Source organism: Labilibaculum sp., from assembly GCF_963664555.1.
Classification (GTDB): Bacteria; Bacteroidota; Bacteroidia; order Bacteroidales; family Marinifilaceae; genus Labilibaculum.
In genome coordinates this window covers 3,981,562-4,001,864 of record NZ_OY761461.1, presented here as the reverse complement: position 1 = coordinate 4,001,864, position 20,303 = coordinate 3,981,562, and the positions used below count along the sequence as shown (strand labels likewise).

Genomic DNA, 20,303 nt, shown 5'->3' with positions numbered 1-20,303 from the left:
CTTAGAGTGTCATTTCTTTGAATTTATCTCCTTTCAATTCGTTTTTAATGGATTCAATTTCTGTATAGAAACGAATCTCTTTAATTTTAGGAGAGCTGGTAATCGCCTTTAGTTTTTCAAAATTTAAAGTATAGTCCTCCATTGAACGGATTTGTTCATCTTCTTTTTCCGACTCAATACCTATTAGCCTGTCTGTGCCGTATAATTTATCCGTTGCTTCTTTGTAAACAATTTGGAGCATCAAAACCGAGCTTTGGTTCGATTTACTTCGGGTATTAATGTTGTTTACACTGTTCCACATGGCTTTGAATAAGTCGTTAATATCCTTTGTTTCTAAGCCACTTAATTTGCCGGAATAAGGATTTACCCATCCTTGAATTTGGTTGATAGCATAGGGAACCACGGTTGTCGTTCCAATTGAACCACGGGATTTGTCAGCACTTGAGGAGAATACAGACGTGTTTTGATGGATACGTAATTCCGATTTATTTAATGATGGGTTTAAAAGAGCAAACTGAACAGGTCCAGTTAAATTAACAGCGGCACCTTCTTCTGTCGAAATGCCTCCAAATAATCGAACATCGATACAGCCTGTTAGTAGTTCAAGAGCAGTTTTGTCGAGTTTTTTATCTTTTTTTAATGCATCCATTATTTTCTTGGCTTCTTTCTTTTTATCAGCATCAGTCATTTCTTGGCCAGCACACTCCTTGTCAATATATTTTGCCCACAAGGATTTCATTCGGGCAGAAGAACCAGATTCTTTGCTTCCTTCAGCAACTTGTGATTTGTCGTTGAATACATACACTTCAAAAGTGTTCGGAAACAGAAAGTTTTGCTCAATAAAATAGTCGCGTACATACCTCTTAATTCGTACATCGGATACCAATACTTTTTTGGTTTCTTCATCGTAACGTTGTTCTCCCGTAAAAGGATCACCGTTTGGGATAGTGTATTTGCTTTCGAAAAGGAATAAAATTTCTGATTTTTCTATTGTATTTTCCATGATATAAATATTTTAATTGTTTTGTTGTTCGTTGTTTGAATTTGTTTTGCCATAGTAACTTTCAAAAAAGCCTAATGCACAATTGTTGCGATTATATTTTTCGCCTTCAAAAAGATTGATGGTTTCGACCAATTGCAAATAGGCATTTTTCACATCAGGATATAATCTGCCGTGAATAGTAAGTTTTTCATTAATAAAACCAGAAAACTTAACCAATTCATCTATTGTGGTGATTCTTCGGGAAAGGTTTCCAACATAAGCTTTTTCAAATGATTTAATCGGACAATCTTTACGCCATGCGGCAAATTGCTCTGCCATTATGCCTAGGTTTTTACCCAAAGCATAGCTTTTTGTTTCTGTGATCTTCATAAGATTATTATTTTTTTGGATGTTCATTAAAAAATAGAAGTCGTATTTAAGGATATAGAATTCATATAGTTTTAAGTGTTTTTCAGCATCGCGTATTTTTAACTCAAGTTGTTCAATGAATGAAGGTAGCAATACAATATCCTGATAATAAGTATTTGTATAGATTTTGGGTATTATATTCAAATAGTGTGAGTTCAGGAATGAATCTCCTCGTTTCACATTTGCCAATAAGTTTTTTAATGAATTTAAAATATTTGTCTTATAAGGGTGTTTTAAAACTCCATCTTTTTCCGACAAATCCTTGATGTTATTTTTTGCATCTAATACTTGAAGTGCTACTTTCTTTATAAGACTTTGTTCCATAGTTCCGACTTCTACAAAATCTTCATAACTCTTTTTGGTTCCGTTAAACCAAATGAACGTAACATCAAATGTTGTCTTGTCATGAAAAGTTTTATCAAGCATTGGAGCAAAAAAATTATCGAATGGATTCTCTTCTTCAAATTCGTTGATTATATTAATTTCACTCTTAATTTCGTTGCTTAGTGCGTAAGAATCTCTAGAATAAAAGTCTTCAAGTATATCTTTTGTGATAGTATCATGATATGGCATTACGTTTACTTTATAAGCCCCACAATTTATTGTTGGATTTGCATATGCTTTCTTGGCATAAACAATATTCATGAGTTCTTCTTCACTAAATGTTCTGCCTTTATATGCATTTTTTTCTCGATTGAAGTTTGGTATTCCGCCGTAATAATTATGTTCTCCTCCTATTAAAGATTTATACAAGCTTTTCTTTAGAATAAACGTTCCATCTTTAGGGCTTTTTTCAACAAATTCTTGAGCAATTACAGAATCAATAAATTTTACTATTCCTGATAATTGAAGCCAACTTCCTTCATTAAACTTAAAGTGAAGAATAGTGATGTGATCTACTTTGAAAAGAGAATGTATTTTTAAAATATGCTTATTGAACTCATTCCTAAATTTATAAATCACAGGATTTTCAACTTTTGTGGCAAAATCATTGCATCGGATGAATGAGGGTTTCTCGATAATACTGTTATCACTTTTTGAATATAGTTTATATGAGCCTTTATCATCTGTAACAATGTTACCATTCTTCTTTTTCTCATTAACGAAAGAATGGACAATATCACCGAATAAATATTTAGATGTTGCATCATTAGAGGATGTTTTAAAGTTAAGCCTATATAGCCCTTTTTGTTTATCTTCATCTTCGATTTCCATTAAGTTATCGAAATCAAATTCAAACGAATCTCCTTTATCTAAAACAGGTAATTCGTAAAAAACAACATCAATAGGATTGCCGTCTTTGTTTTTCTGTTTTCGTAGATTCTCAACTTCGCTCCAAACATGGTTTATTTGCTCATGATATTTATGGGCATCAGGAGCTTCGCGGTAAAGTTTTCCAATTTTTATAACTGTATCTAGCATATATTTGCAGTTTTTAAACCCCCAAGAACAAATAGTTCTTGAAGGTTTATTTAAGTATTCAGTCTAATAATCCACCACCATGCGGGCTTTTAGGTAACCGTTATAGAAGGAAGAGTTGTGGCGTTTAAAAATTTTCATCAGGTTATCGAGCTGATTCGAAAGCAGGTTATTTGCTTCCGAAATAAGTTCTTCGAGGCTTTTTGTAGCCATGCCCGATTTAATTTGGTATTCGCGCGGTTGTCCGTTCAGTTCCAGAAAGTGGTCGCAGTCGGCTTGCAGATCGGTAATTTGTTCGGCAGTAAGTCCGTAACCGGCAGTTAGTGCTTCTTGATTTTCGCTGGCTGCGCTAATAATCTGTTTTACACGGCGCAGCATGTCTTCGTTTTTCATTTTAAACAAGTCGGAAGCACTATCGCTCATTTTGTCGGCCAGTTCAGGCTTATCATTCATCAGGGCAAATACCTCAACAACATCGTTTAAAATATCGGCCTTTTCGCAGATTGTGTGTTTAAGTGTCAGTTTAATTTTCCCAATCGCCACCTGCGATTGTTCCTGCTCGTCGGCAGCATTGTCTATGGCCAGACTAATGGCATCAAGTTGGTTTTTTACTTCGCCGATTTTGGCAACGCTTTGCCAAATTGCAGAATTTGCATTGAGATAGGATAGCGAGACATCCAACATGTGCTTGCTGTTCATTTGTCTTTGATTCATAATACTGTGTAATTTAAAATTATTGATTTATCCCCATGGATGAACAATTCCATACGGAGGGGAGTTAATTCATAGCTGCGTACAGGTATTTCTTTGTTGCATCTACCTATTTCCTTATTGTAAGCATCCATTTCTTTCGTGTTAGTACTTGTTTCTTTCTTGTCAGCACCTGTCTCTTGTTTGTAAATGCTTACTGTTTCACTGTAAGCGCTTATTTCTTTGCTGCAGGCAGGGGTTTCGTAAACTCATTTCCTCAATCAATCTTCTCAACCCAACCAAAACCACTCGAACTTTTCTCACTGCATCCGGCATTCCAAATCATTTTGTGCACTTCAAGAGGAGCATTTAGTTCAAATTCAAATAAATTACCAACAATGCGGCTTTGTTCTTTGGTTCCGGGTTTCATTACAAAACCAGCACGTTTAAAATCGTTTAGTCTTTTAGCATTGATTTGTACGGGGCTAATTAATTTTGGCTGGCGGGTGTTGTTGTATTTCTCAGTCAGATGCTTTACTGTCAGGCTATCGAATAGTTTATCCTTAGGCGAAAGATATTGTGGGTGTTTGTCATTTTCTTTTTGATAGCTCACCACCCACGGCGTTTGCAAATGGTAGTGCATATTTTCAGTAAACTCAGGTTCGGGTAAGGCAGCTACATTGGAAACCTTAAAATCGATTCCATTGAATTTATCGCCCAGATAAAATTCCTGTGCCATAAACAGTCCTTTAATAAAATTACTGGCCGCCTTGTTCACATCGAACGAAATTTGCAGTTTAATTTCATGAGCAGAAATTTCAAACAGTTTTTTCTCTTTCCAGAGTTTAGGTTTTCCAAAGTTCAATCTCGAAAAGCAGAACAGTTTGTAAAGTTTGCTGTCGTTTTCGTTCTTCCCATAGCCTTTGTTGTGCAGGAAATTGGCAAAGTCGGCATCAGCATGTTTCAATACTTTGTAAATCCACGCACTAATGTAATACTGATAATCCATGGGTAACATGCGTTGCTTTGTGGTGCGGTTTAATGTCAATTCAAATCTCATTGCGATACGGTTTTAAGTAATATGTTATAATAAATCAATTGTCATATGATAATATTTTTATATTGCTTTGTTTTTTTTTAGTGGTTTTAATTAACTGTAATACAGTGCTTTTTTTTTATTTTGTATGGTGAGGTAAGCAAGTTAAGTAGAATTAATAAAATTTTAACCTGTCAAATGTGCCAAGTTTATGAAAAGAGGAAATATGGCGTTCTCTCCCCGGGGCATCGGCAAAAGTCGGTCAGGGGTTTTTCCCGATCATCGGGATCGGGCATTCCGCTTATTTTCCAAATAGGCTTCATTAATGATATTATAAATGAAACATATTATATCATACGGCTATTTTAATCAGTTGTAGATGTGTGGATCATAAATTTCCAGTGGAAATGATCAGATTATCTTTTAAACGCAGTACATTTGAAACTTTAGCAAAGCTTTTTTTCGTTAAGCTTATTGTATGGTAAAGGGGCAATTTGCATTCTGTATTTTGTTGAAAGCTTACAGATAAGTGAAACTTAACTGGTAATAACAATATTTTTTACTCCAATCTAGTTTCAAAAGTCATTGTGGGAAAGGAAACAGTAAAAAGCCAATGAGCGAAATAATGGATCATGAAAAGCTGAAAAAATATTCAGTATTGGGACTTGGAATGAATCATGAACATGGCTTTTATGAACAACTTGGATTTAAATCATTGAGAAAACCTCAAAATACGATGTTGTTTGCTGGAGCAGATGCAGATAAAATAATTCAGTAAATTAAATAATCAGAATCTATGATCGAAAAATTAAAAATAATTCCAGAGCAATCATTACTAAAAAAAGAAGAGCAATCATATCATTACATTGATAGTTTTCAAAGTCAATACATAGCGTCTGAATTTGATATAATTTATCTTGGAAAATCATTTTTATCAAGCAGTCCGAAATGGGTAGATAATTTAATGGCTATCAGGGATAAATTAGTAGGAGTGTTTGGCTTAAAAACTTCAGCTCAATTAAAGGCAATGCAAGATGTTGATAATTTGAAGTTTGAACCAGGTGCTCAACTTGATATTTTTAAATTGTATAATATAACAGAAAATGAACTCATATTAGGAGAGGATGATAAGCACCTTAGTTTTAGGGTTTCATTATTGCTCGATAGCATAAATGACGATGTTAATAAAAAGAGAATTATTTTGACTACGATGGTCGAATTCAAAAATCTATTTGGAAGACTTTATTTTATTCCAGTTAAACCATTTCATCAACTTATAGTGAAAGAAACGCTAAAAGAGATGATTATAAATATAGAAAAACATTAATACTTAAATGAATTATGAACTTTTATAAAATTGTAAGTGTCACAACATCTGTATTATTCATTTATTTGACAATTCAGCTTGTTTTTATGTCTGATTCTTTTGTTTCCGGCATGGGACTGCAACCATCAGAAACGGCATCTGTTCTTGCAAAAAGGGCCGCAATGTTTATGTTAGGAATATCAATATTGATGTTTGCATCAAGAAATTTAACTCCTTCAAAAGCAAGACAAATTATTTGTATCGCAACAGGTATTACTTTATTTGGATTGGCTTTTATGGGCAGTTATGAGTTTATTCGAGGATCTGTAAATTCTTCAATTTTTATAGCCATTGGTTTTGAAACTGTATTGTGGATTTCGTTTGGTATAATTTTATTGAAGAACAGAATTGGTCATGAATAAAACGCTGACAGCTCTTTTTAAGTGTTTTATATGGAGTTTTTAAAGGAAGTATATTCTGCAATTTAAGTAAGAACCTAATTACACCAAAATATTCAATAGTGAGTTTTATTGGATAAGTGCCATTTTTCTTGTCTTTTCGGTTGTCCAGTATCTTGAAGTAGCCATTTCAGGTTGTATTATTGTCTCGTTTTTGTCGTGTTTTTATACTTTTAAAGCTGCAAAAAGCATCTTAAACCGCAATATGTAAGAGAAAATAAGCCAAAATAAAAGCGGTTACTGGGAGTGTAACCGCTTTATAATCATTAATCTTACATTGTCGGGGCGAGAAGATTCGAACTTCCGACCCCACGCCCCCCAGACGTGTACTCTAAACCTGGCTGAGCTACGCCCCGATATTGTAGGCAACAAATATAGTTTATGTCTAAGAATTGTCAAAAAGAATTGCGTTGAAAGATTCGAGTTAATTGATGGTGGCATCTACTTTTTCTATGAATAAACACACTTGTAGTTATCTAGATATTTTGTAGATTTGCTACTCGAAAACTTATTTAGAAACAGAATAATTAATATATATGGAATTTAAGTCAATGAATCTGAAGGATACCAATCCTTCTACACCTGAAGGGGATGTGGAAAATGTAAAATGTCTGATTGTTGGATCTGGACCTGCCGGATATACTGCAGCAATTTACGCCGCAAGAGCAAATTTAAACCCTGTTTTAATTGAAGGTTTGCAACCCGGAGGACAATTGACAACAACAACAGAAGTAGACAATTTCCCTGGATATGCTGATGGTGTTACTGGACCAGCTATGATGGCTGACTTAAAAAAACAAGCAGAGAGATTTGGTACAGATTGTCGTTGGGGACTGGTAACGGAAGTAGATTTTTCTTCTTATCCTCACAAGGTAATTGTTGATGGGAAGAAAATTATTATGGCAGAGACAGTTATTTTAGCAACAGGTGCTACTGCTAAATATTTAGGTTTTCCAACCGAAGAAAAATACATGGGCTCGGGAGTTTCCGCTTGTGCAACCTGCGATGGTTTCTTCTACCGTGGAATGGATGTAGCAGTAGTAGGTGGCGGCGATACCGCTGCCGAGGAAGCAACTTATTTGGCAGGATTAGCCAGAAAAGTATATTTGATTGTACGTAAGCCTTTTTTACGTGCTTCCAAAGCAATGCAGGATCGTGTTGCACGAACAGAAAATATTGAAGTTCTTTATGAGCACAACACCAAAGAGCTTTATGGTGACGGTGTAGTGCAGGGGGCTAAGTTGATAAAGCGAATGGGAGAGGCCGATGAGACTGAAGTAGACATCAAAATAGATGGTTATTTTGTCGCAATCGGACACACACCTAATTCAAAGATATTTAGTAAGTATTTAAAAACTGATGAGCAAGGTTATGTGTTAACTGAGCCGGATTCGACTAAAACAAATGTCCCTGGAGTGTTTGCTGCGGGTGATCTAAAAGATCCTCATTACCGTCAGGCAATTACTTCGGCGGGCTCTGGTTGTATGGCAGCTATGGATGCTGAAAGATTCCTTTCCGAAAGGGAGTAAGAAAAAATTCTATACCTAATTAAATTGCCCGACTACTTGCTGGTCGGGTAATTTTTTTTGCGTAAAAAAACGACATTCGAAAGAATGTCGTTTGTATTGTATTGTTTAGAATACTATTGATTGAAAATATCAGCAAATTTCTCGTTGCTGTATTTGCCTTCGTTCAATTTCTTAGCAACCTCTTTAAATGCATTAACAGTGTATTCAACATCTTCTAAGGTGTGCATAGCAGTAGGAATCAATCTAAGCAGTAATTGTCCTTTGGGAATTACAGGGTAAACAACTATAGAACAGAAAATATTGTAATTTTCTCTTAAATCCATAGTTACCTGAGTTCCTTCAGCCACACTACCTGATAAATAAACTGGTGTTACAGGAGACTCTGTTACACCAATGTTTAATCCTGCTTTAGTTAAACCAGTTTGTAGAGCATTGGTTACGTTCCAAAGTTTCTCACGCAATTCAGGAGAGTTTTTCAACAACTCCAAACGCTTAATAGATCCTTCCACGATAGGCATTGGCAATGATTTCGCAAAAATTTGAGATCTCATTGTGTATCTTAGGTAAGTACCAACTTCTTCGCTGCAGGCGATAAAAGCACCGATACCGGCCATTGCTTTTGCGAAAGTACTGAAATGTAAATCTACTTTATCTTCAACACCGAAATGCTCAATAGTACCAGCACCGGTTTTTCCCATTACACCAAAACCATGAGCATCGTCAACAAGTAAACGGAAATTGAAATCATCCTTAAGAGCACAAATTTCATCTAATTTACCAAGGTCACCAGCCATTCCAAACACACCTTCAGTAATTACAAGAATTCCACCACCTGTTTTTTCAGTCCATTTGGTAGCTCTCTCTAATTCTTTACGAAGATTGTCCATATCGTTATGCGGATAAACGAAGCGTTTTCCAACATGAAGTCTCAATCCATCCATGATACATGCATGTGATTCAGAATCATAAACAATCACATCATGACGACCAACCATTGCATCAATGATAGAAACCATACCCTGGTAACCAAAATTCAAAAGAAATGCGTCTGGTTTCCCAACAAATTCAGCTAGTTGAGCTTCTAATTCCTCGTGACGACTGGTTTGTCCTGACATCATACGAGCACCCATTGGATATGCTAATCCCCATCTTGCAGATGCTTCAGCATCTTCTTTTCTCACTTCAGGGTGATTTGCCAATCCGATATAGTTATTCAAACTCCATGTCAAAACTTCTTTTCCACGAAATTTCATTCTAGATCCGATTTCTCCTTCTAGTTTTGGGAAAGCAAAATAGCCATGAGCCTGCTTCGCGTACTGCCCGATATTCCCCTTTTGTGTTTTAATTTTGTCAAAAATATCCACGATATATGCTTTTTGATTTATTTCATTGTAATTGTGCAAAAGTAATCTTTTTTAGAATTTTAGCAATAAATTATAAAGAATTGTATAATATGAGTAGAAAGTATCCTATATTTCGCTTGAAAACTATATCTTTGCAAAATGCAAAAAAATAGAGTAGCTATACCTATGAGAAAAATTGTTTATCTTTTTTTACTGTTCGCCTTTGTTTTAGGTGGATGCAGTGAGTATCAAAAACTTCTTAAGAGTAACGATAATCCTTTGAAATATAAGAAGGCTGTTGAATACTATAATGCGGAAGAATATGTAAAAGCGTCAACTCTTTTCGAGGAGTTGTTACCTATTTATCGGGGAACAAGTAAGGCGGAAACAATTAGCTATTATATTTCCTATTGTTCGTATGGTTCGGGAGATTATATTTCTGCAGGATATTTCTTCAGGAATTTCCTGAAAACATTTCCGGATAGTCCGTATTCAGAAGAGAGTTTGTATATGAGTGCATATTGCTACTATTTGGAGTCACCAAAACCAAGATTGGATCAGACATCAACAAAAGATGCTATTGATGCTTTTCAATTATACATTAATCGCTATCCGAATTCTACCCGAATTCCAAAATGCAACGATTATATTGATGAAATGCAGGATAAGTTGGTATATAAATCATTCTTGAGTGCAAAGAATTATTACGACAGAGGGCATTTTCCTGCTGCAATTGTTTCTTTGCAAAATGGCATCAAAGATTATCCCGGCTCATCATATCGTGAAGATTTAATGTTTATGCTTTTGGAATCCCGGTTCGAATTGGCATTGTTAAGTGTTGAAGGCAAAAAAAGAGAAAGATATAATCTCGCAAAAGAAGAATATTATTCTTTTGTAGACGAATTCCCTGAAAGTAAGTACCAAAAACGTACTGAAAAAATGATTGAAGGTATAGAGGCCTACTTGAGTAAGTTTAATACGAATATTTAAAATAGATCTAATTCTTTTATAGTATGGATTACAAGAAAACAAATGCAGCAAGTTCTACAATTACCCGTAACATGACTGAGTTAAGTGAAGAAGTGGGTAATGTTTACGAATCTGTAGTGATTATGGCAAAACGTTCTAATCAGATTGCTGTTGAACTGAAAAGTGAACTGAATAAGAAGTTGCAGGAGTTTGCATCTTATACAGATAACTTGGAAGAGGTTTTTGAAAATCGGGAGCAAATTGAAATCTCTAAGTATTACGAGAGATTGCCAAAGCCATCATTAATCGCAGTTGAGGAATTTATTAGCGGAGAAATCTACTACAGAAATCCTGCAAAAGAGGTACAAGCAGAAGATTAATTACAAAATAGTTTAATCGTTCCCTTTGTTGTAAAAGGGAACTTTTTATTTTTAAATATGGTTTATGTTAAAAGATAAAAACATTATTCTTGGAGTTACTGCAAGTATTGCGGCTTATAAAGCGGCTTCTTTAGTGCGTTTATTAGTGAAAGAAGGAGCAAATGTAAAAGTGATCATGACTACCTATGCAAAGGAGTTTATTTCTCCGGTAACCATGGCTACCTTATCCAAAAATACCGTATTATCAGATTTCTTTAAACATGATGATGGATCATGGAATAGTCATGTAGATCTTGGTATTTGGGCAGATTTATTGATTATTGCACCAACAACAGCCAATACAATGGCTAAAATGGCCAATGGTATTTGTGACAATTTACTTTTAACAACCTATCTTTCAGCTAAATGTCCGGTTATTCATACTCCTGCAATGGATTTGGATATGTTTAAGCATCCTGCCACATTGCGAAATATGGAAATTTTAAGATCTTATGGAGATCTGTTTATTGAACCTTCGAGTGGTGAGCTGGCTAGTGGACTCTACGGAAAGGGGAGGATGGAAGAACCGGAGATTATTGTTCAGAAAATTATTGAGTTCTTTGAATCTAAAAAAAAAAACTAAGCAGTAAGAAGATTTTAATTACCACAGGACCAACCTACGAAAAAATTGATCCTGTGCGTTTTATTGGCAATTTCTCATCCGGAAAAATGGGCTTTTCAATAGCCGAAGAATTAGCTTCTCAGGGAGCTCAGGTAGTTTTGGTAAGTGGTCCCACCTCTTTAAGTACTCAAAATCCAAATATTAAACGTATTGATGTTGTTTCTGCTCAGGAAATGTACGAGGCATCACTAAAGGCATTTCCATCTTGCGATGGGGGAATTATGACTGCAGCAGTGGCCGATTTTACACCTCTTACACCCGAAAATACAAAGGTGAAGCGAGGAAAGGAAAATTATATCATAGAGCTTACTCCCACAAAGGATATTGCAGCATCTTTGGGTGCCATTAAAACAACAGAACAGTTTTTGGTCGGTTTTGCATTGGAAACAAATGATGAAGAAACCAATGCCAAATTGAAATTGGAGAAGAAAAATTTAGACTTTATTGTTCTTAATTCTTTGAATGATAAAGGAGCCGGATTTCAACATGATACCAATAAGATAACGGTAATCAATAAGAGCGGAGAGTGCAAAAACTACGAGTTGAAAAGCAAATCAGAGGTGGCAAAAGATATCGTTAATGAATTGATTGCATATTATGAAGAATAAATATTGGTTCACTTCCGTTTAAATTTTTAACTTTAGCTGTTAACTTTTGAAATCCAATTATGCGAAAACTCATTGTATTGCTATTTTCTTTTATCATCTCTATTCCTTTGTTTTCTCAGGAGTTAAGGTGCAATGTTCAGGTTGTGAGTCAGCAAATTCAGGGAACCAATAAGCAGGTATTTAGAACACTTCAGACTTCGGTTTACGAGTTTATGAATACCACCAGATGGACAGATCATGTTTATAGTTACGATGAGAGAATAGAATGTACAATTCTAATTAATTTGACCAATCAAATATCGGCTGATGAGTTCAAAGGAACTGTTCAGGTTCAGGTTAGCCGACCAGTATACAATTCATCTTATAATAGTGTATTGCTAAATTTTAAAGATGATGATGTACAGTTTAAGTATGTAGAGTATGAAGCGTTGGAGTTTAACGAGGCAACTACGCCTTCCAGTTTAACTGCATTGTTGTCGTACTATGCTTATATTGTTTTAGGTTTGGATTACGACACCTATTCTATGGATGGTGGGAGTGTTTACTACGCAAAAGCCGAGGAGATTGTAAATAAGATGCAAAATTCAAATGTAAAAGGCTGGAAGGCTTTTGAAAGTAGAAAAAACAGATATTGGTTAGTCGAGAATATATTAAACAATGCATATAGTCCTGTTCGCGAGTGTTTATATCGTTATCATCGTTTGGGCTTGGATAATATGGCAGAGCGTTTAACTGAATCCAGAGCCGAAATAGCCGAAAGTTTGCGTTTGCTTCAGAAAGCATATAGAGCAAAACCAGGATCATTTATTCTTCAAATATTTTTTGATGCAAAAGCAGATGAGTTGGTGAATATTTTTTCAGAATCTTTCACGGATGAAAAGAAAAGAGTTTTTAATATCCTCAGCGAAATAGATCCTGCCAATATTTCAAAATATAATAAAATAATAGGGCAAAAAGAGAAGTAATTCTATTTTAGGAATAAGTTTGTTTTGCCGAGTTACCATGATCATTTTTTAGATTCCTATGCTTCAATCCATATCAATTCAGAATTATGCTTTAATTACAAAGCTGGATATTGAATTTTCAGATGGTTTCTCAGTAATAACGGGAGAAACAGGTTCTGGTAAGTCAATACTTTTAGGAGCCTTGTCCTTAGTTTTAGGTCAAAGAGCGGAGGTGAATGTGCTTAAGGATAAAGAACAAAAGTGCATAATTGAAAGTTCATTTTCAATTGAAAGATATCAATTGGAGAAGTTTTTTGCCGACAATGAATTGGATTACGAAAAGGAAACTCTGCTGCGAAGAGAAATTCTTCCTAATGGCAAGAGCCGGGCTTTTGTGAACGATTCTCCTGTAAGTGTAAAAATTTTAAAAGAGTTAGGTTTTCGCCTGATTGATGTGCACAGCCAAAATCAGAATTTAGTGATTGGAAGTTTCGAATATCAGGTAGGCATTGTAGATACTTATGCAGGCAATTCGGAGATCTTAAAAAAGTATCAGGAGTGTTTTGATAAATTTCAAAAGCTAAAACAGGAGCTTCGTAAACAGGAAGAATTAGCCGCTAAGGAAAAAGCTGATTTGGATTATTTTCAGTTTCAATTGGAGCAATTGCTCGATGCAAAGTTAGTCGCCGGGGAACAGGTTGAAATGGAAGCTGAGTTGGAAACTCTGACTCATGCCGAGGAAATTAAGTCGGGTTTGGTTAAAGCGTATGAAAATTTGTCGGAAGGTGAATTTCCGATTGTTATACAGCTGAAAGAGGCACGGAACGCAATTGCTCAAATCAAAAACGTATTTTCAGATGCTGAAAGTTTCTTTGAGCGATTGGAGAGTGCATATATAGAATTGAATGATCTGGCACAGGAATTAGATCGAAGTAATGAATCTGTTGAATTGGATCCTTCACGAATTGAATTTTTAAATCAGAAATTAGATGCTGTTTATTCCTTACAGCAGAAGCATCATGTAAATTCTGTTGAAGAATTAATTCAAATCCGGGAAGAATTGATACAAAAAGTGGATAAAATTGTTTCTGGTGATGATTTCATTGAAGATTTGAAGAAGCAATTGAAAACGCAGGAGGAATTGGTTCTTAAATCAGCTGAAAAGCTTACAGATAGTAGGGTAAAGGTGATTCCTGCTATCGAGAAAACAATAGTTTCCCAGCTTGTTCAGCTCGGAATTCCCAATGCAAATTTTAAGATTTCGACACAGATTAAAGAAGATTTTCAGTATTTGGGACGTGATTATTTAAGCTTTCTGTTTAGTGCGAATAAGAATGGTCAGATAGAGGAAGTGCAAAGGGTTGCTTCAGGGGGAGAGTTGTCTCGTCTGATGTTGAGTATCAAGTATTTAATCTCATCATCAACCGCATTGCCATCCATCGTTTTTGATGAAATTGATACGGGAGTTTCCGGTGAAATTGCAGCTAAAATGGGAACTATGATGAATAAAATGGCAGAAAATATTCAGGTAATCAGTATCACTCATCTTCCTCAGATAGCAGGGAAAGGTAAAAATCATTATAAGGTTTATAAGGCAGATGATGAGTTGGAAACCTATTCAAATATTGTACTTCTCGACCAACAAAGCAGAATAGAAGAGCTTGCTAAAATGCTAAGTGGAGCAGACCTCACACAGGCAGCTTTGGAGAATGCTAAGGTACTGTTATCTAATTGATTATTATGTGGGTGATCGAATTAAAGAATTTATTCAGTCTTAATTAATGAGCTTATTTAGGATCATTCTTAATTTAATGTGTTATCTTTGAAGCTGAAAAAAATGATAATTACAAAGTATGTCGTATAATTTATTAAAAGGGAAAAAAGGGATTGTTTTTGGTGCCTTGAATGAAATGTCTATTGCATGGAAAGTTGCAGAACTAGCCGTGGCAGAAGGAGCTGAGATTGTTTTAACAAATACTCTTGTTTCCATCCGAATGGGTACAATTGATGAATTGGCTAAAAAATGTAATGCTCAGGTAATTCCTGCTGATGCTACCAGTCCTGAGGATTTGGAAGTGTTGTTTACAAAATCGATGGAGATTTTGGGTGGTAAAATTGATTTCGTTCTTCACTCAATCGGTATGTCGCCAAATGTTCGAAAAGGACTTGCTTACGATGAATTGAATTACGAGTACTTGAAAAAAACATTGGATATTTCGGCTATTTCATTTCACAAAGTGCTGCAAACAGCTAAAAAACTTGATGCAATCGCTGAGTGGGGATCTGTAGTTGCTCTATCTTATGCAGCGGCACAAAGAACAATGTACGAATACAACGATATGGCTGATGCTAAATCGATGCTGGAATCGATCGCCAGAAGTTTTGGATATATTTACGGACGCGAAAAAAGTGTTCGTATCAATACCATTTCTCAATCACCAACAATGACTACTGCTGGTAGCGGAGTTAAAGGATTCAATTCTTTGATTGATTTTTCGGAGCGAATGTCACCTTTAGGGAATGCTACAGCTGAAGAATGTGCTAATTATTGTATCACTTTGTTCTCTGATTTAACGAAGAAAGTTACCATGCAGAATTTATTTCACGATGGAGGTTTTTCAAGTATGGGCATGAGTTATAGAGCTATGAGCCAATACAATAAGAGTTTTGATCCTTGTGATTGTAAAGAATAATAAAAAGCTAAATATTATCTTTTGAATCTGGATTGAAAAATCCGGATTTTTTTTTGCGAAAAATCATGAATTGAAAAATGCTCAGATTTTTAAAATCTACTGATAATATGTACATTTGCCCTTACTTTTCAAAAATCAGAATCGTAAAAAAATAGCAAAACAAAAAATAGTTGATGACCACAAAAGCAACAAATATCCATCCTGTGTTTGATCGGATTTTAGGAAGGGAAGATAAAGAAGGGTTTTTAAATCAAAATTCTAAGGTTATTTGGATGACTGGACTTTCCGGATCAGGTAAAACCACTATTGCTATTGGATTGGAAAAGGAACTTCAGAAGAGAGGTTTTTTGACTCAAATTCTAGATGGAGATAACATTCGGACAGGAATAAATAAAAATTTAGGCTTCTCGGAAGAAGACAGAACTGAAAATATCAGACGTATTGCTGAGGTGTCTAAGTTGTTTTTGAATTGTGGTATCATTACAATTAATTGTTTTGTGAGTCCTACTATTGACATTAGGGATGTTGCAAAGGAAACAATTGGGGAAGAGGATTTTTTAGAGGTGTATGTAAATGCATCTTATAAAGTATGTGAGGAGAGGGATGTAAAAGGATTGTATAAGAAAGCCAGAAATGGAGAAATTAAAAATTTTACAGGTCTTGATTCTCCTTTTGAGCCACCTGAGAATCCGTTTTTAGAAATCAAAACCTCTGAAATGACACCTGAGGAGTCGGTAGAAAAAGTTGTGAATGCAATTTTACCTCAGTTAATAAGAAATTAGTGAAATTGAAAACCAAGTAGACTTTATTTATATGACTATTTTAATAAATGGTCTGTTAGAAAGCAAATAAAATATTTTCGAATGAAGGAATACAATATTAATCATTTAAGAGAACTGGAGGCTGAATCTATTTTTGTGATTCGTGAAGTTGCTGCTCAATTTGAAAATCCGGTCATGTTATTTTCCGGAGGAAAAGATTCTATTATCATGTTTCATTTGGCTCGTAAGGCTTTTGCACCTGCGAAAGTACCATTTGCAATGATGCATATAGATACAGGACATAATTTTGCAGAAACCATCGAGTTTCGAGATATGTTGATGGAGAAAACAGGAACTCGTATCATTGTGCGTTACGTTCAGGATTCTATTGATCAGGGAAAAGTTGCAGAAGAAACTGGATTTAATGCTAGTAGAAATAAGTTGCAAACAGTTACTCTTTTAGATGGTATCGAGGATTTAAAGATAGATTGTGCAATGGGCGGTGGTCGTCGCGATGAGGAAAAAGCCAGAGCTAAAGAACGTTTTTTCTCTCATAGGGATGAGTTTGGTCAGTGGGATCCAAAAAATCAGCGTCCTGAATTGTGGAATTTGTTTAACGGGAAGAAAAATATGGGAGAGCATTTTAGAGTGTTTCCTATTTCGAATTGGACCGAAATGGATGTGTGGCAATACATTTACCTTGAAAATATTGAAATTCCTAATTTGTATTTTTCTCACGAACGTGAAGTTTTTCAAAGAAATGGAACGCTTTTAGCGAAAAGCGATTGCATACCCATGCGGCCAGGCGAAAAGACAGAGAAAAGAATTGTTAGATTCCGAACCATTGGAGATGCTACATGTACAGGAGCTGTTGAATCGAAAGCTGATACTCTAGAGGAAATTATCGAAGAAGTTGCAGCTACAAGAACAACCGAGCGTGGAACAAGAGCTGATGATAGAAGGTCGGAAGCTGCGATGGAAGATCGTAAGAAAGAAGGATATTTTTAAAAATAGAATGTGAGGCTAAAAGCTAGAAGCTAACGGCTAAGAGCTAAAAATACAGATATGTCAGAAAAATCAGCAGGATATTTAGATATGGAGCTTTTACGATTCACCACTGCAGGAAGTGTTGATGACGGTAAGAGTACCCTTATTGGAAGATTATTATATGATAGCAAAGCTATTTTCGAAGATCAAATGGAAGCTATCGAAATCAGCAGTAAAAAAAGAGGCGATGAAGAAGTCGACCTTGCTTTACTAACCGACGGTTTAAGAGCCGAACGTGAACAAGGAATTACTATTGATGTTGCCTACCGTTACTTTGCAACCCCGAAACGAAAGTTTATTATCGCCGATACTCCGGGACACATTCAGTATACCCGCAACATGGTTACCGGTGCGTCTACCGCTAATGCTGCATTAATTTTGGTTGATGCACGTAATGGTGTAATTGAACAAACGCTTCGTCATTCATACATAGCCAACTTATTGCAAATACCGCATATTATTGTGTGTATCAATAAAATGGATCTGGTTGATTTTTCTCAAGAAACTTACGAAAGAATTAAGGCCGATTACCAGAAAATGGTTGTTGATAAATTGAATATTAAAGATGTTCGTTTTATTCCTATTTCGGCAAAATTGGGTGATAATGTGGTTGATGCATCAACGAAAATGGATTGGTATTCTGGTACGCCATTGTTGGATTTATTAGAAAACATTAAAATTGTTGATGATCGTAATCATGGAGACTCAAGACTACCTGTGCAGTATGTAATCCGTCCGCAATCTGACGAGTTTCACGATTACCGTGGATATGCGGGTAGGGTCGCAAGTGGGGTTTTTCATCCTGGCGATAAGGTTCGGATTTTGCCTTCGGGAATTGAAACAACTATTGAGGCAATTGATTCTTTTAGCGGGGAACAAGAGGTTGCTTTTACTCCTCAATCAGTAACATTACGATTAAGTGACAATATTGATATTTCAAGAGGGGATATGATTGTTGATGCGAATAATGTACCGAATGTAAGTCAGGAATTTGAAGCAATGCTTTGCTGGATGAACGAACGGGCCATGATGCCCCGTGGAAAATATACAATTAAGCATACTACCAACGAAACCCGTTGTATGATTCTGGATGTGAAATTTAAGGTAAATGTAGATACTTTGGATGAAGTAACAGATGATAAAGTGGTAGGATTAAATGATATAGCATGTGTATCTTTTAAAGCTGCAAAACCATTGTTTTTCGATTCGTACAAAAAGAACCGCTTAACGGGAAGTTTTATTCTTATTGATGAAGGAACCAATGAAACGGTTGCTGCTGGTATGATCTTATAAAATCCAATTATTGGATTGTAAATGAGGCTGTCTCAAATGAGATAGTCTCTTTTTCGTTTTATAGTTTTTTATATTTATCACTGATTTCTTATTTTAGAGATATGAAATTAGTCCCTCAAAAATCTCATTTCAAAGCCTATCATCAAAACCAGATGATTCTTTTTCCGCCTTCTCTCTCGGATTTCATATCATCTGAACACCCTGTTCGTACCATCAGCAGTATTATTGATGGTGTCCAGATAGATCGTATCCTTGAAAAATACAGTTATACGGGAGCAAAGGCCTATCATCCCAAAATGATGCTTAAGTTATTAGTTTATTCCTATTTGTGTAATGTATATTCCTCTCGAAAAATAGAGCAGGCGGCATCAGAAAATGTACATTTCATGTGGTTGTCAGGGATGCAAAAGCCAGATCACAATACGATTGCCCGCTTTAGAAGCAGTCGATTAAAAGGTGTTTTAAAGGAAGTGTTCAGTCAAGTAGTCCTGTTACTGGTAGATTCCGGACATATTGATCTACAAACCATATATGTCGATGGCACCAAGATCGAGGCCAATGCAAATAAGTTTTCGTTTGTTTGGGGTAAAGCCATTCAAAAGAATATCCAACGCATGAAGGATCGGTTGGGGGAACTTTGGGATTATACAGAGCAGGTAGCCAAATCGGATTTAGCAAATGTAAGTAAGCCCGATTTAAGTGATGTTGATCCAGAAAAAATAGAGCAGACCATTGAGACAATTAATGAGGCCTTGAGGGATAAGAAAGTGGATGCTAAGAAACGCCGGCAACTCAACTATGCCAAGAAGAATTATGCTGATAATCTCCGAAAAAACGAGCAAAAGCTAAAGATATTGGAAGAGCGAAATAGTTATTCAAAAACGGATCCGGATGCAACCTTTATGCGAATGAAGGATGACTATATGCAAAATGGTCAGCTAAAACCAGGATATAACCTGCAGTTTAGCACACAAAATCAATTCATTGTAAATTATTCAAACCATAATAATCCAACCGATACAAAAACCTTTATACCTCATATGAAAGAGGTTCAACAGTTGTATCCAGACAAACTAAACAGCGTATGTGCAGATTCCGGTTATGGGTCTGAGGAGAATTATGAATTTCTTGAAGCGGAAGGATTAACCTCTTTTGTGAAATACAATTACTTTCATAAAGAACAAAAGAAGGGAGCCAAAACTTATTGCGAGTTTCACCCCAACAATTTATTCTACGACTCTAAACAGGATATTTACTACTGCCCAATGGGACAAGTAATGAATCTTAAGAAGATAAAAAAGGAAAAAAGCCAAGCCGGTCATTTTAAGACAATCCATGTTTATCAAGCTCAAAACTGTAACGGATGCCCACTTAGGGGGATGTGTCACAAAGCAAAAGGTAATCGAACGATTCAGATCAATCACCGACTCAACGAATTAAGAAGTAAAGCACGAGAACATTTAACCTCAGAAGAAGGATTGAAGCACAGGAGTCAAAGACCGGTTGATGTAGAGGCCGCTTTTGGTAACCTTAAACACAATAAAGGATTTAAACGATTTTTACTTCGTGGCAAAGAAAAAGTAGAAATCGAAATGGGATTATTGGCTCTAGCCATAAATCTTAAGAAAATGAATAGTAGAAAAGTGGCCTAACGGCCTTTCTTAATTCTTTTGAAGTCCTATTTCCTCTATATGAAACCTCTGTTTTGCATATTGGAGGTAAAAAAGACTTCCAAAAACAAATAAGCAGTATAAG

The 20,303-nt window shown here is 35.6% G+C and carries 20 protein-coding genes and 1 tRNA gene; 15 read left to right on the top strand and 6 right to left on the bottom strand.

Features of this window, described 5'->3' with window-relative positions:
* Position 1 precedes the first annotated feature (1 nt).
* From cas7b to cas6, 4 genes are all read right to left on the bottom strand, one after another.
* Positions 2 to 1,003, bottom strand: a complete 1,002-nt coding sequence (gene cas7b, locus ACKU4N_RS15775) for a type I-B CRISPR-associated protein Cas7/Csh2 (protein WP_321317967.1) — start codon at positions 1,001 to 1,003, stop codon at positions 2 to 4.
* Between the two features lie 12 nt (positions 1,004 to 1,015).
* Positions 1,016 to 2,833 (bottom strand): hypothetical protein, encoded by a 1,818-nt coding sequence (locus ACKU4N_RS15770; protein ID WP_321317965.1) that lies wholly within the window; start codon positions 2,831 to 2,833, stop codon positions 1,016 to 1,018.
* 63 nt (positions 2,834 to 2,896) lie between these two features.
* Positions 2,897 to 3,544 carry a hypothetical protein gene (locus ACKU4N_RS15765; RefSeq protein WP_321317962.1) on the bottom strand — a complete coding sequence of 216 codons (648 nt, stop codon included), beginning with the start codon at positions 3,542 to 3,544 and terminating at the stop codon, positions 2,897 to 2,899.
* Between the two features lie 253 nt (positions 3,545 to 3,797).
* A complete protein-coding gene (gene cas6 / locus ACKU4N_RS15760; protein ID WP_321317960.1) occupies positions 3,798 to 4,580 on the bottom strand; it encodes a CRISPR-associated endoribonuclease Cas6 in 783 nt (260 codons plus the stop codon).
* Positions 4,581 to 5,169: 589 nt separating this feature from the next.
* Here cas6 and ACKU4N_RS15755 point away from each other — a divergent pair.
* Genes ACKU4N_RS15755 through ACKU4N_RS15745 form a run of 3 tightly spaced genes read left to right on the top strand, consistent with a single transcriptional unit; the run spans position 5,170 to position 6,284 of the window.
* On the top strand, positions 5,170 to 5,334 hold the full coding sequence (locus ACKU4N_RS15755; protein WP_321317959.1) for a hypothetical protein: 165 nt from the start codon (positions 5,170 to 5,172) through the stop codon (positions 5,332 to 5,334).
* Between the two features lie 18 nt (positions 5,335 to 5,352).
* Positions 5,353 to 5,883: a DUF2867 domain-containing protein gene (locus ACKU4N_RS15750; RefSeq protein ID WP_321317958.1), complete on the top strand. Its 531-nt coding sequence runs from the start codon at positions 5,353 to 5,355 to the stop codon at positions 5,881 to 5,883.
* A 14-nt stretch (positions 5,884 to 5,897) separates the two neighbouring features.
* Entirely contained in the window at positions 5,898 to 6,284 is a 387-nt protein-coding gene (locus tag ACKU4N_RS15745; RefSeq protein WP_321317956.1) for a hypothetical protein, read from the top strand.
* Positions 6,285 to 6,600: 316 nt separating this feature from the next.
* On the opposite strand, the gene ACKU4N_RS15740 is transcribed toward ACKU4N_RS15745, so the two are convergent.
* Positions 6,601 to 6,676, bottom strand: a tRNA-Pro gene (locus tag ACKU4N_RS15740).
* A gap of 180 nt (positions 6,677 to 6,856) precedes the next feature.
* Here ACKU4N_RS15740 and trxB point away from each other — a divergent pair.
* On the top strand, positions 6,857 to 7,849 hold the full coding sequence (trxB, locus tag ACKU4N_RS15735; protein WP_321317954.1) for a thioredoxin-disulfide reductase: 993 nt from the start codon (positions 6,857 to 6,859) through the stop codon (positions 7,847 to 7,849).
* A gap of 113 nt (positions 7,850 to 7,962) precedes the next feature.
* On the opposite strand, the gene ACKU4N_RS15730 is transcribed toward trxB, so the two are convergent.
* A complete protein-coding gene (locus tag ACKU4N_RS15730; protein ID WP_321317952.1) occupies positions 7,963 to 9,213 on the bottom strand; it encodes an aminotransferase class I/II-fold pyridoxal phosphate-dependent enzyme in 1,251 nt (416 codons plus the stop codon).
* A gap of 138 nt (positions 9,214 to 9,351) precedes the next feature.
* Between ACKU4N_RS15730 and ACKU4N_RS15725 the strand changes: the two genes are divergently transcribed.
* From ACKU4N_RS15725 to ACKU4N_RS15675, 11 genes are all read left to right on the top strand, one after another.
* A complete protein-coding gene (locus ACKU4N_RS15725; RefSeq protein WP_321317951.1) occupies positions 9,352 to 10,182 on the top strand; it encodes an outer membrane protein assembly factor BamD in 831 nt (276 codons plus the stop codon).
* Between the two features lie 23 nt (positions 10,183 to 10,205).
* Complete coding sequence (locus ACKU4N_RS15720; RefSeq protein ID WP_321317949.1) at positions 10,206 to 10,541, top strand: DNA-directed RNA polymerase subunit omega; 336 nt, start codon at positions 10,206 to 10,208, stop codon at positions 10,539 to 10,541.
* A gap of 64 nt (positions 10,542 to 10,605) precedes the next feature.
* Positions 10,606 to 11,163, top strand: a complete 558-nt coding sequence (locus ACKU4N_RS15715; RefSeq protein ID WP_321317947.1) for a flavoprotein — start codon at positions 10,606 to 10,608, stop codon at positions 11,161 to 11,163.
* 53 nt (positions 11,164 to 11,216) lie between these two features.
* On the top strand, positions 11,217 to 11,810 hold the full coding sequence (locus tag ACKU4N_RS15710) for a phosphopantothenoylcysteine decarboxylase domain-containing protein (protein WP_321317945.1): 594 nt from the start codon (positions 11,217 to 11,219) through the stop codon (positions 11,808 to 11,810).
* Between the two features lie 59 nt (positions 11,811 to 11,869).
* On the top strand, positions 11,870 to 12,775 hold the full coding sequence (locus ACKU4N_RS15705; protein WP_321317944.1) for a type IX secretion system protein PorD: 906 nt from the start codon (positions 11,870 to 11,872) through the stop codon (positions 12,773 to 12,775).
* A gap of 58 nt (positions 12,776 to 12,833) precedes the next feature.
* Positions 12,834 to 14,489, top strand: coding sequence for a DNA repair protein RecN (gene recN / locus ACKU4N_RS15700; RefSeq protein WP_321317942.1), 1,656 nt, complete (start codon positions 12,834 to 12,836; stop codon positions 14,487 to 14,489).
* A gap of 118 nt (positions 14,490 to 14,607) precedes the next feature.
* A complete protein-coding gene (locus tag ACKU4N_RS15695; RefSeq protein ID WP_321317940.1) occupies positions 14,608 to 15,447 on the top strand; it encodes an enoyl-ACP reductase FabI in 840 nt (279 codons plus the stop codon).
* A gap of 173 nt (positions 15,448 to 15,620) precedes the next feature.
* Complete coding sequence (gene cysC / locus ACKU4N_RS15690) at positions 15,621 to 16,229, top strand: adenylyl-sulfate kinase (RefSeq protein WP_321317938.1); 609 nt, start codon at positions 15,621 to 15,623, stop codon at positions 16,227 to 16,229.
* A gap of 81 nt (positions 16,230 to 16,310) precedes the next feature.
* A complete protein-coding gene (gene cysD, locus ACKU4N_RS15685) occupies positions 16,311 to 17,216 on the top strand; it encodes a sulfate adenylyltransferase subunit CysD (RefSeq protein ID WP_321317936.1) in 906 nt (301 codons plus the stop codon).
* 57 nt (positions 17,217 to 17,273) lie between these two features.
* The gene (locus ACKU4N_RS15680) at positions 17,274 to 18,548 is read left to right on the top strand and encodes a sulfate adenylyltransferase subunit CysN (protein WP_321317934.1); all 1,275 of its coding nucleotides are present in this window, start codon (positions 17,274 to 17,276) and stop codon (positions 18,546 to 18,548) included.
* A 101-nt stretch (positions 18,549 to 18,649) separates the two neighbouring features.
* Complete coding sequence (locus ACKU4N_RS15675; protein WP_156197454.1) at positions 18,650 to 20,200, top strand: IS1182 family transposase; 1,551 nt, start codon at positions 18,650 to 18,652, stop codon at positions 20,198 to 20,200.
* The last annotated feature ends 103 nt before the right edge of the window (positions 20,201 to 20,303 follow it).

Coding starts and splice junctions, on each gene's coding strand:
- cas7b (WP_321317967.1), bottom strand. CDS start 1,003: ATGGAAAATACAATAGAAAAATCAGAAATTTTATTCCTTTTCGAAAGC.
- ACKU4N_RS15770 (WP_321317965.1), bottom strand. CDS start 2,833: ATGCTAGATACAGTTATAAAAATTGGAAAACTTTACCGCGAAGCTCCT.
- ACKU4N_RS15765 (WP_321317962.1), bottom strand. CDS start 3,544: ATGAATCAAAGACAAATGAACAGCAAGCACATGTTGGATGTCTCGCTA.
- cas6 (WP_321317960.1), bottom strand. CDS start 4,580: ATGAGATTTGAATTGACATTAAACCGCACCACAAAGCAACGCATGTTA.
- ACKU4N_RS15755 (WP_321317959.1), top strand. CDS start 5,170: ATGAGCGAAATAATGGATCATGAAAAGCTGAAAAAATATTCAGTATTG.
- ACKU4N_RS15750 (WP_321317958.1), top strand. CDS start 5,353: ATGATCGAAAAATTAAAAATAATTCCAGAGCAATCATTACTAAAAAAA.
- ACKU4N_RS15745 (WP_321317956.1), top strand. CDS start 5,898: ATGAACTTTTATAAAATTGTAAGTGTCACAACATCTGTATTATTCATT.
- trxB (WP_321317954.1), top strand. CDS start 6,857: ATGGAATTTAAGTCAATGAATCTGAAGGATACCAATCCTTCTACACCT.
- ACKU4N_RS15725 (WP_321317951.1), top strand. CDS start 9,352: ATGCAAAAAAATAGAGTAGCTATACCTATGAGAAAAATTGTTTATCTT.
- ACKU4N_RS15720 (WP_321317949.1), top strand. CDS start 10,206: ATGGATTACAAGAAAACAAATGCAGCAAGTTCTACAATTACCCGTAAC.
- ACKU4N_RS15715 (WP_321317947.1), top strand. CDS start 10,606: ATGTTAAAAGATAAAAACATTATTCTTGGAGTTACTGCAAGTATTGCG.
- ACKU4N_RS15705 (WP_321317944.1), top strand. CDS start 11,870: ATGCGAAAACTCATTGTATTGCTATTTTCTTTTATCATCTCTATTCCT.
- recN (WP_321317942.1), top strand. CDS start 12,834: ATGCTTCAATCCATATCAATTCAGAATTATGCTTTAATTACAAAGCTG.
- ACKU4N_RS15695 (WP_321317940.1), top strand. CDS start 14,608: ATGTCGTATAATTTATTAAAAGGGAAAAAAGGGATTGTTTTTGGTGCC.
- cysC (WP_321317938.1), top strand. CDS start 15,621: ATGACCACAAAAGCAACAAATATCCATCCTGTGTTTGATCGGATTTTA.
- cysD (WP_321317936.1), top strand. CDS start 16,311: ATGAAGGAATACAATATTAATCATTTAAGAGAACTGGAGGCTGAATCT.
- ACKU4N_RS15680 (WP_321317934.1), top strand. CDS start 17,274: ATGTCAGAAAAATCAGCAGGATATTTAGATATGGAGCTTTTACGATTC.
- ACKU4N_RS15675 (WP_156197454.1), top strand. CDS start 18,650: ATGAAATTAGTCCCTCAAAAATCTCATTTCAAAGCCTATCATCAAAAC.